Source organism: Flagellimonas oceanensis (assembly GCF_003992595.1).
GTDB lineage: Bacteria > Bacteroidota > Bacteroidia > Flavobacteriales > Flavobacteriaceae > Flagellimonas > Flagellimonas oceanensis.
Map to the genome: position 1 here is coordinate 88,501 of NZ_RZNA01000044.1, position 14,490 is coordinate 102,990.

Sequence of the window (14,490 nt, forward strand, 5' to 3'; positions counted from 1 at the left end):
TGTCAATCCCGTTTTGTGGATGTGGTTTCCAAGACATGGCTTGGGTATATGTCAAAAGTGAAGGATGCTTTGTAAACATCCAGTTTATAGGCGTCGTTGGCCAATCCGTCCATGCTCCAGCTATTATCCCCACCAACGCCTGTTTGGCCATAATCCACATGGAGGTATATGGCTTCCCTAGGTTGTATATCACTGGTGTGCCGTTGAGCCTTGGCATTGGTCCCGGAATCAAAATCGGACATCGGGTTGTGATGTGCCGAAAAGGAAAAGGGGGCGTTTTTTGCAACGAATTTCAGGCCATTCCCCAATTCATTGGTAAACGATACATGGCGGACGTCGGTCCTATTTCCGTTTTCCTGGGGCCTTATATAGGGCACGTAAAAATCCGAAACCTTGGATTTGTATAGCCCCACAAATGAAGCTGTTTTTCGATCGGTGTAATTTTCCCATGGTCCCCTGCCGTAATACACTGTATTTTGGTATTGGCCGTCCAACACGAAGATCATTCCATAGCGGGGCATGTATTTATGGTTTTCAGGATGTTCGGCCGTCAATCTGCTCGACACCGTCAGGCCACCACTTGTGCCGACGGTATATGTAATGGTGTTTGTTGCCTGAAGCTCATCGTAGTGGAACTGGTAGGTCAGGGTATGGGATCCATCTTTGTTTTTTTTATGGTCTAATGAGACGAGTTCCTTTTTGTCCGCGGCATTTCTATAGCTGAAGTAATCCACATCCTTGGGGGCATCCCAAGAGTTCCACGCACCGAAATCATTGTCCGTGGGAGCCCGCCAAAAGGTCATTTTTGCCGGTTCGAGCAATAGGTTTGTGCCCTCCTTTTTTATGGCATCCAGGCCAAATCCCCTATCGCTGAATTCATACCTGTAATCCCCAACAGATAGAGTGTAAGATCCTTGTTTCATGGTACTTTTTATTTTATGTGGTTCATTGAGGGCATGGAACCTTACGCTACCATCCTGTAGTTTAAACTGTTCCGAGGCCAGGACTTCGCCTTTGTCCAACAAAGGGGTGTCTTGGTTCAGGACGCCCAACACATTGAGGTAATATTCTTTTCCAGGGTCCATATCGTAATCAAAGTCTATGGATGTCCTGTGTTTTTGTTGTGGACCGATAGGGGAAAGGGCAAGTATCTTGGAGGCTACTTCAATCCCATTTTCAATCAAAACAGCCTTGAAGTCATAGGTTGCGGTCGATGTGAAAAAGTGCTCGTTGAAGATTTCGTAGGTATCGCCATCAAGTTGGGCAAACCCTATGTTCTGATAGACCTTTTTCACTTCAAAAAGACCGGGATGTGGGGTCATGTCGGATGCCATGAGTCCATTGGCACAGAAGTTCTCATCGGTATGGACTTCCTTGGGTTCAAAATCCCCGCCATACGCATAGTACTTTTCCCCATCCGGTGTTATCTGTTCCAAACCTTGGTCCATCCAATCCCAAATAAAGCCACCTTGGGCCCTTGGTCGACTTCGGACCCAGTCCCAATAATCCTTGAAGTTTCCCGTACTGTTTCCCATGGCATGGCCATATTCACACCAGATGAAGGGACGCTGCTCATCCAAAGGCCTTTGGTCATCCAGTTCAAAATACCTTTTATCCAGATCGTTTTGGTCATGGTACATCCAGCTGATGATGTCGGTAATCCTTCCTTGGTAATGAATGCTGTCATTGGCCCTTCCCGCCCTTTCATAGTGTACCGGTCGATTGGGGTCGAATTCATGTACCCAATTGTAGGAGGTCACAAAACTGTTTCCGCTCCCGGCTTCATTGCCCATGGACCATATGATGATGGAGGGGTGGTTGATGTCCCGTTTTACCATTCGTTGGATGCGGTTCAGGTGCATTTTCTCAAACTGTGGGTCTTGCGCCAAGGTTTCCCCTTTGTTATAGCCGTAGCCATGTGATTCGATGTTCGCTTCATCTATGACATAGATGCCGTATTTATCACATAATTGGTACCACAGTGGGTCATTGGGATAATGTGAGGTACGGACGGCATTGATGTTGTATTTTTTAAAATTTTCGATGTCCTTTATCATGGACTCCTTGCTCACGACATGCCCATTGATGGGGTCGTGTTCATGTCTATTTACCCCCTTGAGCAGGATGGGCTGGCCATTGACCAGTAATTGTCCGTTTTTTATCTCACTGGTACGGAAACCAATGTTCAATAGGGTCCCGTCCAACTGATGGCCGCTAGGGTCCTTGAGCCGGATTTCAAGCTGGTACAGTTTTGGGTTTTCCGAGGACCATGGGGTAATGCCGAGATTTGCTTTTTTCAGGATCAGTGTATCCACGCTGCCTTTGCTTGTGTTAAATGTCTTTTCAAAGGTGGCGATTTCCCTAACTCCATCAAGTAATGTGGCCTCTAGGGTTAAATCCGTCGATTTCTCAGTGGTATTTACCCAAGCTTCGATTTCAAGCTCTCCCTTGGCATAGGTCTCATGGTCCAAGGTGGCTCGGGAGATGATATTCTGAAATCCCAGGGGATTGGTGGCATAGAGGGTAATGTCCCGTTCAATACCGCTCAGTCGCCAGAAATCCTGATCCTCCAAATACGAACCGTCGCACCAACGGTAGACCTCCACGGCAATGTCGTTTTCCCCATGTCTGATATAGGGTGTGACATTGAATTCGGCTGGTGTCTTGGAACCTTCGCTATACCCCACCCTCTGTCCGTTGATCCATAGGTAAAATGCCGAATTGACACCTCCAAAATGGATGAGGACCTGCTTACCGTCCCAATCCTTGTCTATGTTGAACTTTCTCTTATAGCTCCCTACCGGGTTATTGTCATGGGGGATAAATGGTGCGTTTTTTGGGAAAGGGTACTCGATATTGGTGTAAATGGGGTATCCATACCCCTTCATTTGCCAGTCGGAAGGAACTTGGATATCGTCCCAATCCGATACATTATGGTCCTCGGTATAAAAACCCTTTGGTCTATCCGAGGGTTTGGCCGACCAATGAAATTTCCAGACCCCATTCAGGGATTTGTAATTGGGAAGTGCCTCCTGTCGGGTCTCCAATGAGTTGCTGTTGTAATGATAAAAGGAAGCATGGGGTTCCTCCGTATTGATTGAAATGATTGCTGGGTTTTCCCATTCAGGCATCTTGTCCTGACCGATGAGGATGCAGTTGGGCAGCAAGGTAATTAATATGATTGTCAGTTTGTTCATCATCTTTCCGTTGAGCTTGTTCATTTTTTTGTATTAGAGGGAATTACGTCTGATTAGGTTGGTTGGCATAATGGATCTTACGCCATGTCCGTCCATGACATATTTTGCGGCCATTTTGCCCATTTCCTTGAAATCCGTGGATATGGTGGTAATGCCCCCCATGATTATTTCCTTTAGAACATTGTCATCATAGGACAGGATACCGATGTCCTTTCCCAACACGCAATGTCCTTTGGAGCAGTCCTTCAGGAATTTCCAAAGGATTGAATCGTTCTTGATAAAATAAAGGGTGTTTTTTTCGAGTGTTTCCGAGGTGTATTGCTCTTCGATAGTGCCTTCCATCCCATGGTCTTCCAGAAACCTTTCATAGGCGTTCCTTATGCCCAATGGGGAGTAATCGTTTTTGGAATCGAAGAAGAGCACCGTTCTCCCATATTGCCTTATCTCGGGCAATAGGCTTTCAAGGGCGTTGTATGTGGCATTTTCAAACTCCTGTGCAATGAACGAATATTCCGGTCCCAGATCGAGATACCGGTCCACCAATAGCAATTTGTTGGGAGCTATGGTCTGTAATAGTGGCTTTATCGAGTCGTCCTGTATCGGGGCTACCACATACATTCCATATTTGCCCCTGATGTTGGTGATCATGGTCTCGAACATGGAGATGTTGTTGTGGTGGAAGAACACATCGACTTGAAAATTTTTTCCAAGCTCCTTTCTCAGGGTGTTGTAGAAATCCTCTTGGAAACTTTGAAAGGCGAACAACAACAGTGCCACCCTGAGTACGACCCCGGTTTCTTGGCTGATGACAAAGTAACCTTGCTTGTTCTTTGACTCCACTAGTCCCCTGTCCTTCAGCTCTTCGTAGGCTCTTACTATGGTCTTTCGGGCATATCCCACGTCATGGACCATTTTGTTGATCGATGGCAGCTTGTCCCCGATAAGAAGGTCCCCCTCGCCGATGCCCTCTATCACGCTTTGCACCAATATCTCATGTTTGGACAGTAAATGACTGTCCTGTAACTCCAAAATCCTATTTATCAATAACATGTTTTGATCACTATTTAATTTGGGTGTCCACTGTGTGAGATACTTTGTAAATACCCCGTTCCCCCGCAATAGTGCCCTCGCTCTTTTTTACCATATGATAAATACGCAACGACAACTGGTCTAAATTACTGAATTGTCAAAAAAACACTTACAAATTTTTTGATATTCCAAATTTAACACTAATTTAGCAACAGTAGCACAGAGTATCATAGATTTTTTAAATTTTTCTGGATTTATGTGCCAATGGGCTACTTGTATAAGCGCATAACTAATAACTAACACTCATTTTATGAACAACCATTTGTCATTGAACAGGGGGTATGTGGGTAAACCTCGCATCTTCTTGGCCTTTGTCCTGTTTTTTGCAGTTGTATTATTCTCAACTGCCCAGGCACAAGGTATCACTGTAACTGGAACGGTAACGGCCACTTCGGATGGCCAACCCCTGCCAGGTGTCACGATTGTTGACATGAACGACTCAACAAAGGGTACCATAACGGATTTTGATGGGAATTACACGATTTCTGGAATCCAGGGTTCCACCTCCTTGAGATTTAGCTCTATAGGATTTAAACCCGTAGTGGTGGCCGTGAACAACCAAACCACCTTGAACCTGGAGATGCAGGAGGATTTGGCTTCTTTGGATGAAGTTGTGGTCGTAGGGTACGGTACCCAGAAAAAAGCAACGGTAACGGGAGCGGTCGCAGCTGTTAAAGGTGAGGTACTGGAAACCTCGCCAACAATCAGTGTGTCCAATTCACTTTCTGGGCGATTGCCCGGACTGGTGGTGATCCAGACAAGCGGCGAGCCGGGAAGCGATGCCGCCAGTATAAGTATCAGGGGTACCAATACCTTGGGGAACAGCAGTCCCTTGATCGTGATCGACGGAATTCCCGATCGTGATGGGGGAATTGGACGATTGAATGGAAACGATATCGAAAATATCTCGGTGCTTAAGGATGCTTCCGCGGCCATTTATGGTGCAAGGGCGGCCAATGGAGCCATAATCGTTACGACAAAACAAGGTAGGGCAGGTAAGCCTGAAGTGACCTATACCGCCGATTTTGGTATGTCCCAACCCACCAAGGTGCCTGATATGGCCGGTGCTGTGGAGTATGCCAACATTATGAACGAGGTCACTATTTTCAATAGTAATATCCCAGTTGGGGAATGGGGGGACGCTTGGAATGCATTTGGTAATTCGGGCAGTTATACCATTCCTTCAACTGACGAGACCGTGAACGCATCATTTTCCCCACAGGCGGTACAGGGCTATGCCCAGGCTTCCGACCCTTGGCTATACCCCAATACAGATTGGTTTGATTCAACATTCAAGGATTGGTCCATGCAAAGTAGGCACAACCTTTCCATAAGGGGAGGGGGAGAGAATGTAAAGTACTTTTCTTCCATTGGTTATTTTGATCAGGATGCTTACTATAAGAACTCATCCACTCGTTACCAACAGTACAATTTCAGGATTAATTCCGATATCAAGGTAACAGATTACATTCAGACAAAATTGGGTTTTGCCTACCGTAAGGAAGATCGGCGTTACCCCACGGAAGGGTCAGGTGCCATTTTCCGTATGTTGATGAGGGGACGTCCGACAGACCCCGCTATTTGGCCTACGGGAGAACCGGGTCCCGATATCGAAAACGGACAGCAACCAGTGGTTATTACCACCAATGCCACTGGCTATGATAGCCAGCCTACCGATTACCTGCAGTTTACTGGCTCGGTGGATATCACACAGCCATGGGTAGAGGGCTTGAAGCTGACATTATTGGCAGGAATCGACCAAAGCCAGATAAGAAGGAAACTTTGGCAAGTACCATGGGAATTGTATTCCTTGGATAGGGAAACCTATATCAATACGGGGGAGCCCATACTTACAGCAAACGTACGATCTAGTTTTACCGATCCACGATTGACACAGTCATCGGCCAATAACCTCAATACCAACCTGACGGCCTTGCTCAACTATGACCGTGTTTTCAATGATGTTCATTCCGTCAATGTAATGGCCGGCGTGACACGCGAGCGTTTTCAAAATGAATTCTTTTCAGCTTTTAGTAGAAATTTCATTTCCTCTTCGATCGACCAACTTTTCTTTGGAGGTTCCGATGGTCAGGAGGTTGATGGTAGGGCTTTCAATAGAACCCGTTTGGGCTATTATGGCCGTGTCCAGTATGATTACAAGCAAAAGTATCTGGCCGAATTCATATGGAGGTATGATGGATCCTATATTTTTCCAGGTGATGACAGGTTCGGTTTCTTCCCAGGATTCTTGGTGGGTTGGAACGTTTCCAATGAGGATTGGTTTAATGTCGAAGCGATTAATTATCTTAAGTTGAGAGGATCCTATGGACAAATGGGTAACGACCAAGTGTTCTTTGATGGATCGTTGCAGGAATACGCGTATTTGTCAACCTATTCGCCAAATCAGTTCCCCATAAACGGGGCGGTGGCGAACACTCTGGAAGAGGCATTGCTGGCCAACCCCAACTTTACTTGGGAGCGGGCCAATAACTTCAATGCAGGTTTGGACACCTATCTTTTTGATAATTCCTTGAGCGTTAGTTTGGAATATTTCTATAATAAGAGGGATCAAATCCTGATTCGCGAAACGGGTTCCACACCAGGTTCATCCGGTATATCCGATAAACTTCCCCCAGTGAACGCAGGGGAAGTGGCCAACAAAGGTTTTGAATTTGCCGTGAACTACTATGGAGGTCATGAAGATGGCATCAAATGGGACGTGGGAATCAATGGTGGCTATGCCAAGAATGAAGTGGTCTTTATGGATGAGATTCCAGGAGCCCCGGAATATCAACGCCAAGAGGGTAAACCTATCGGAGCCTATTTTGTCTATGAATACGATGGTGTGTTCAGGGATGAGGCGGATATAGCTTCCAACACTTTGGACTATAGTGAGGTAACACCCAATCTAAGACCGGGTGATATGAAATTCAAGGATATCGATGGAAATGGGATCATCAATGGCGATGATCAGGTAAGATTGGAGGAGAACATTGTGCCCAAATTCAACTTTGGTGCCACCTTCAACGCAGAATACAAGAACTTTAAATTGGCAGTGCTTTTTCAAGGGGCCACGGGCGCTTCACTTCCGATTCAGACAGAATCCGGTGACATCGGTAATTATTTACAGTATTCCTATGATAACCGCTGGAGCATAAACAACCCAAGTAGTGTCCACCCACGATTGGCGACAAGAGGGGATACTTACTATACAGGAGGAAGTTATGGAAACAATACGTACTATCTCTTCAGTAAGGATTACATTAGGCTCAAGAACATACAATTGGCCTATAATTTCCCAGACAAGCTACTGGCTCCATTTGGACTTTCAGGCTTTAGCATATATGTAAGTGCCAATAATGTGCTTACATGGGCGAAAAATGATATTTATGACCCGGAATCCACGGTGAACAGTGGGCAGTTTTATCCACAAGCTAGGGTTATAAACACTGGATTTACAGTAAAATTTTAATTTAATTGTTATGAAAAATATCAAACATTATATTCTATTGATGGCTGTAATGGCCATTGTACCCATATCCTGTTCGGAAGATTATCTGGAGACCAAACCTTTGGATAAGGTATCCTCGGATGCGACCTGGGCGGATGGAGCACTTTCGGAGGCATTTGTCTATGGAGTATATTCCCATCTGAATTACGGGGGATTTGAGGAAGAAGGCCTTGCCTCCTTGACGGATGAGGCCATGTTCACCCATTCGGGAAGGGGTATCAACGTGATCACAGAAGGAACACTCTCTCCAACAGGAACGGGAAATACGAACATTATCCCACAATGGGACGAGCTCTTTTCAGCTATCAGACAAGCGAACATCGCCATAGCGGAACTCCCAGAGGCAACTTTTGACAATGGGGATTTAAGGGATAGATTGTTGGGGGAATCCTACTTTCTCAGGGCCTATTATTACCACCAAGTGGTTAGGTTCTATGGAGGTGCCCCGATCATAGACCAACCTTACGGACTGGATGATGATTATTCGGTGGCACGTAGCACTTATGAAGAATGCATCAACTTCATCATAAGTGATCTCGATCAGGCAATTACATTGTTGGAAGGTAAGGGAGAGACCCCCGGGAGGGCATCGAACCTCAGTGCAATGGGCTTGAAGTCAAGGGTATTGCTCTATGCTGCCAGTGACCTAAGAGATGGTCCTACAGTATCATCCCAATCTTCCGCGCACGGGAGTTATTCCGATCTAGGATTGGTAGCCTACACCGCAGGTGACAGAACTTCCAGATGGAATGCCGCAAAAACGGCCTCAAAAGCATTGTTGGATGCTACAACAGGCTATAAATTGGATTTGACAACACCTGTGAGCCCCGAAGAAGGAGAGGCGAATTATATAGCCCTCTCCATGGGTGGAGGAAGTGGGGCCGCAGATGCAGCTGCCCATTCCGATATACTTTTCGAACGGACCCACAGTGCACTGTACACGGTGGAAAACGATTGGCCACTGGGAGGGATACACCAAGGAATCAACAATGGTCCCAATGGGTACCACAACTGGGCGGGCAATACCCCGATCCAACAGTTGGTGGATGACTATGAAATGATGGATGGTTCCAAATTTGACTGGGACAACCCAGACCACGCTTCGGCACCATACACCGATCGTGACCCAAGATTCTATGCCACTATACTTTATGATGGTGCAGATTGGAAGCCTCGACCAAGTGATGTGGTTTCCATAGATCCTTACGATCAGATTCAGACCGGAACATACGATGATGGATCTGGAGGAACGATTCCAGGAGTCGACACCAGAAGTTCGTCCATCGAGAATTGGAATGGCTCAAGGTCAGGTTATTATGTAAGGAAGTTTATAGACCCAGATCCATCTTTGCCCGATAATATATCAAATGCCCAATTGGTGCCATGGCCCTTTATCCGTTATACGGAGATCGCATTGAACTATGTGGAGGCCTGTTTGGAAACCGATGATGAGGCAGAAGCGCTCCTATGGTTGAACAGGATAAGGTATAGGGCGGGAATGCCAGCCATATCGGCAACCGGCAGTGAACTTGTGGAACTCTACCGAAACGAACGTAGAATAGAGCTTGCCTACGAGGAGCATCGTTATTTTGATGCCCGTAGATGGTTGATAGCTCCAGAAACCCTCGGTAGGGGTATTAAGGTCATTAAGGTAACGGCCACCTTGAAAACAGGGGCCACACCACATGTGCCCTATCGATATGATCCCGAAGTCTACGATTACACATACAATGTGGTGGACAATACAGAGAACGAAACCCGTACTTGGGAAGATAAAATGTACTTTATGCCCATTAGCAGGGACGAAATAAACCGTAATGAACTATTGGTTCAAAACCCTGGATATTGATTATATGGTTTTTGAATTTGTTCGATCGGTTATAGTTTGTTAGTTTTAATTTTTATCGAGTCCTGCCCCCGATTGGTAGGACTCTTTTTTTTAAGGACTTCTTTACAAAAACAAATCCAATGAGGTATTGTCCACTATGTTTATTGTTGCTCATCCTCCTTTTTGTCGGCTGTAACGAAAAGGCAGGGAAAGATGCCACGGCATCAAAGACAGAAGAAGGCCCCAAGCTCTTCCAATCCATTTCCCCGAGTACTTCAGGGGTATATTTCCAAAATACCATTGAGGAAGGCCCAAACCTGAATGTTTTGATGTACGAATACCTATATAATGGAGGTGGCGTGGCAACAGCTGACCTCAACAATGATGGATTGATGGATTTGTACTTTAGCTCCAATGTGGGGGAGAACAAATGCTACCTTAATCTGGGTGGTATGAAATTCAAGGACATAACCCAGGAGGCTAAGGTAGGGGGAAGAACAGGGCCTTGGAAAACCGGTATTACGGCCGCCGATGTCAATGGTGATGGCCGTATGGACTTGTATCTCTGTTATTCCGGTGCATTGCCCCCCGAAAAAAGAACCAACCAATTGTTCATCAACATGGGGAACAATCCCGATGGGACACCTGTCTTTGAGGAACGGGCCGAAACATACGGATTGGACAGCAGTGCATTCAGCAATCAAGGTTATTTTTTCGATTATGACCGTGATGGAGACCTTGATATGGTCCTGCTCAACCACAACCCGAAATCCTTGCCGGTACTCAACGTGGCCAATACCAAAAAGTTTCTGGAAATCGATGATCCCTTGCAGGGCATCAGGTTGTACCGTCAGGACAAAGGGCGTTTTGAGGATATAACCGTCAAGGCAGGTATCAGTGGTTCCGCTCTGACCTATGGTCTGGGAATCGGCATTGGGGATTTCAATAATGATGGTTGGTCGGACTTTTATGTTTCCAATGATTATGCTGTACCGGATTATCTCTATATCAATCAAAAAGATGGGACCTTTGTCAATGAACTAAGGCAACAGTTGGGGCATACCAGTCATTTTTCCATGGGCAATGATATAGCGGATATCAACAATGATGGCCTTCAGGACATTTTTACCCTGGATATGTTACCCGAGGACAACCGCAGACAGAAGTTATTGCTCTCCCCTGATAATTATGACAAATTCGACCTGAACGTTCGCAGTGGTTTCCACTACCAATATATGCGCAATATGTTGCAGGTGAACAACGGTAATGGAAGCTTTAGTGAAATTGGCCAATTGGCGGGGATATCCAATACCGATTGGAGTTGGGCGGCCCTTTGGGCCGATTACGACAATGATGGTTGGAAAGACCTCTTTGTGACCAATGGATATTTACGCGATTACACCAATTTGGACTTCATAGATTACATGGACAGTCAAATAAAATCAAAAGGACGGTTTGAGCGCAAGGATGTATTGGAGCTTATCAAGGAAATGCCTTCCTCCAAACTCAGTAATTACCTCTTTACCCATACAGGGAAGAACAGCTATACCAACAGTACCGAACAATATGGGTTGGACGAACCTGCCAATAGCAATGGGGCCGCCTATGCCGATCTGGACAATGACGGGGATTTGGACCTGGTGATCAACAACATCAATAAGCCCGCTTCCATCTACCGAAACGATGTACAGCGGAAGAACGCCCATTTCTTACAGGTAAAACTGGAGGGAGAGCAGGGAAATACCCAAGGGATAGGAGCCAAGGTGACGGTACACCAAAGTGATTCGAAACAAACCTTGTTCCAAATGCCCACCAGAGGATATTTGTCCACCGTTTCCCCGGTCCTGCATTTTGGATTGGGTCAGAACCAGACCATTGATTCCATAGTGGTACATTGGAACAGGGGGAAGAAGGAAACGATAGCTCAAGTCCCTGTGGACGAATTGATGGTTCTCAATGAAGGGAATGCCCGTAAAAGCAGTGGGGATCTTTCCAGTCCAACAACCCTTTTCAGTGAGATGGACGCTCCAGTGGATCATGTTGACGAACCATCGACCATCAATGACTTTAAGCGCCAATCATTGCTTGTCTCGCAATTTTCCCATAATGTCCCGTGCATGGTCAAGGGGGATTTCAACAACGACTCCATCGAGGATCTTTTCGCAGGAGGTGCCAAAGGGGAAAAAGGGCGCTTGTATTTACAACAGCGCAATGGTGAATTCAAGGAACGTTCCGTACCTGCCCTTTCCCAAGATGCTGCCTATCATGACAGTGCTGTTCAAGTGTTTGATGCTAACCGTGATGGTCACCTGGATATGTATGTGGCCAGTGGGGGATACCATGATTTCCAAGCCGCTGACCCCTTGTTGCAGGACCGCTTGTACTTGGGCAATGGTAAGGGGGATTTTTTCAAAAGTGCCGATGGTCTGCCCCAAATGTACGCTAATGGCGAAACTGTTGAGGTCTCCGATATCGATGGTGATGGGGACCTGGATGTTTTCGTGGGGGGCAGGGTAGTGCCCGGAAGATACCCGGAAACCCCAAGAAGCTATATCTTGGAAAATGACGGTGCTGGACATTTTGTGGATGCCACACAGAGACTGGCCCCGGAACTTCAAGCAGTGGGCATGGTATCAGATGCTATTTGGGTGGACCTGAATCGTGATGAGATCGAGGATTTGGTTGTGGTCGGGGAGTGGATGCCCATCATGTTTTTCATGAATAGGTCGGGTGTGCTGAAGAACGAAACAACATCATTTTTGGAAAAGACATACAGAGGATTGTGGAATTCCATTGATATGGGCGATTTCAACGAGGATGGTAGGCCCGATTTCATCGTGGGCAACCTTGGAACGAATTCACAGCTCAAAGCCTCCATTAAGGAACCCGCAGAACTGTACTATGCCGATTTTGATCGAAATGGCTCAGTGGATCCCATCCTCAACTTTTACATCCAAGGAAAGAAATATCCGTATGTTACCAGAAACGAACTTTTGGGGCAGTTGGCCTATCTGCGCTCTAAATTTACCACTTATGAGAGTTTTGCCGATGCCACCATGGAGGATATCTTCGAACCGGAAGAGTTGGAAGAGGCCAAGATACTGACCGCTGATCATATGCGGACCTCTTTGGTATTGAGTTCCCCTGATGGCGGATACACTGTGGTCGATTTACCGGAGCAGGTCCAATACTCCTGTGTGTATATAACCGTGGTGGATGATTTTGATCAAGATGGTCATCTCGATGCCTTACTGTTGGGAAACAATCAGTTTTTTAAGCTCCGTTTGGGAAAGTTCGATGCCAATTATGGAATGCTTCTTACAGGGGATGGTCAAGGGAACTTTACCTATGTTCCACAATCCTTGTCCGGTCTGCAGATCAAAGGGGATGTCAGAAGTACCGTCCAAATGGGTAAACAGTTGTTGATGGGTATCTCAGGGAAAGAAGTCAAAGCTTATAAATTGAACCGATAGCCTCCCATTGGAACACTAAGCCAGCCTTTTAAGAGCGATAGGATAATAGCTTGGCTCCGACTTATCAATCAGTCTTGTCCTTCAAGGCCACTGTGCCTTTACTGGGCAAGGTTTGATAGTAATCGAGCTTTCTGGAAAATGTACTTTCGTAGGCTTTGCCAATATCTTCGGTAAAATCCGTTATGGCATCCTCATGTATGATGTTGAGGGTACAACCGCCAAATCCTCCCCCCATCATTCGTGCCCCGAGCACTTCCTTTCTTTCTTTTGAAAAATCGACCAAAAAATCAAGTTCTGGACAACTCACCTCATATTTTTGGCTTAACCCCAGATGTGTTTCGTACAATAAACTACCGAATTGTACAATGTCCTTTTCCTTTAAGGCCTTGACCGCTCGAAGTACTCTTGAGTTCTCTTCGATTACATAACGGCACCTATTATAAATGGTCTTGCCCATGGTTTCCTTACACTGAACTAGCATCGATGGAGTAACGTCCCTCAAACTGATGTCCCGTCCAAAGTGTTCCTGGAGGATGGCCAGACCTTTCTCGCATTGGGCCCTACGGTCATTGTATTCGCTGGACGCCAAATTATGGGCTACGTTGGTGTTCAACAACAAGATCCTGTAAGGGGCCAGATCCATTGGGATATAATCAAAATCCAAGGTCATGCAATCCAATAACATCACATGGTTCATCTTTCCCATGACCGATGCAAATTGGTCCATGATACCACATTTGGTACCCACGAAATCATGTTCCGCTTTTTGGGAGAGTTTGATGATCTCCCATTTGCTCAGACCGAGGTCGAACAATTCGTTCAATCCAAAAGCAAGCCCACATTCAAGTGCGGCCGAGGAACTCATTCCCGATCCAATGGGGATGTGGCTTTCTATGGTACAGTCAAAACCCCTTAGCTTACCGGTACGCTGCAACATTTCATGAAGAACCCCGAGAACATAGTTTTTCCATCCGGTATGGGTCCGTTCGATGCAGTCCAATTCAAATTCAAACATATCGGCATATTCCATACTATATACCTTACAGCTTTTTTCGGAATCGTTCTTTCCCAGTTTCAAAGTAATGGTCTTGTCAATGGCGGCAGGAAGTACATAACCGCCGTTGTAATCGGTATGCTCACCTATCATGTTGATTCTTCCTGGAGATGTGACTGTTACGTCGGATTTAAGTCGATTTGAAAGTATTTGTCTTTGTATCAAAATAGTATAAATAAAAAAGTCACTTTGACCACTTTTCTTTTTTGATTTGAACCAACAAAAGGAGTTCAGCGAAAGTGAGCTTAAAATTTCCCTGTAACCAACTGTATTACATCTTGTTAAAAGGTTTGTGGGAAATCTTGTATAAGTATAGGCAAAATTACAAAATACTTACT

Annotated in this window: 6 protein-coding genes; 3 read left to right on the plus strand and 3 right to left on the minus strand. The window is 45.8% G+C overall.

Features of this window, described 5'->3' with window-relative positions:
- Positions 1-2: 2 nt before the first annotated feature.
- Entirely contained in the window at positions 3-3,221 is a 3,219-nt protein-coding gene (locus EO132_RS12275) for a glycoside hydrolase family 2 TIM barrel-domain containing protein (RefSeq protein WP_127138137.1), read from the minus strand.
- 9 nt (positions 3,222-3,230) lie between these two features.
- Positions 3,231-4,247 (minus strand): GntR family transcriptional regulator, encoded by a 1,017-nt coding sequence (locus EO132_RS12280; protein ID WP_127138138.1) that lies wholly within the window; start codon positions 4,245-4,247, stop codon positions 3,231-3,233.
- Between the two features lie 289 nt (positions 4,248-4,536).
- On the opposite strand from EO132_RS12280, the gene EO132_RS12285 reads away from it, so the two are divergent.
- The 3 genes from EO132_RS12285 (at position 4,537) to EO132_RS12295 (ending at position 13,098) form a co-directional block, all read left to right on the plus strand.
- Positions 4,537-7,758: a SusC/RagA family TonB-linked outer membrane protein gene (locus tag EO132_RS12285; protein ID WP_127138139.1), complete on the plus strand. Its 3,222-nt coding sequence runs from the start codon at positions 4,537-4,539 to the stop codon at positions 7,756-7,758.
- A 10-nt stretch (positions 7,759-7,768) separates the two neighbouring features.
- On the plus strand, positions 7,769-9,646 hold the full coding sequence (locus tag EO132_RS12290; RefSeq protein ID WP_127138140.1) for a RagB/SusD family nutrient uptake outer membrane protein: 1,878 nt from the start codon (positions 7,769-7,771) through the stop codon (positions 9,644-9,646).
- Between the two features lie 119 nt (positions 9,647-9,765).
- Entirely contained in the window at positions 9,766-13,098 is a 3,333-nt protein-coding gene (locus tag EO132_RS12295) for a VCBS repeat-containing protein (protein ID WP_127138141.1), read from the plus strand.
- A gap of 64 nt (positions 13,099-13,162) precedes the next feature.
- Here EO132_RS12295 and galK read toward each other — a convergent pair whose 3' ends face one another.
- Positions 13,163-14,317: a galactokinase gene (gene galK, locus EO132_RS12300; protein ID WP_127138142.1), complete on the minus strand. Its 1,155-nt coding sequence runs from the start codon at positions 14,315-14,317 to the stop codon at positions 13,163-13,165.
- Positions 14,318-14,490: the final 173 nt, after the last annotated feature.

Excerpts from the sequence above, each read along its gene's own strand:
- EO132_RS12275 (WP_127138137.1), bottom strand. The coding sequence starts at position 3,221 with ATGAACAAGCTCAACGGAAAGATGATGAACAAACTGACAATCATATTA.
- EO132_RS12280 (WP_127138138.1), bottom strand. The coding sequence starts at position 4,247 with ATGTTATTGATAAATAGGATTTTGGAGTTACAGGACAGTCATTTACTG.
- EO132_RS12285 (WP_127138139.1), top strand. The coding sequence starts at position 4,537 with ATGAACAACCATTTGTCATTGAACAGGGGGTATGTGGGTAAACCTCGC.
- EO132_RS12290 (WP_127138140.1), top strand. The coding sequence starts at position 7,769 with ATGAAAAATATCAAACATTATATTCTATTGATGGCTGTAATGGCCATT.
- EO132_RS12295 (WP_127138141.1), top strand. The coding sequence starts at position 9,766 with ATGAGGTATTGTCCACTATGTTTATTGTTGCTCATCCTCCTTTTTGTC.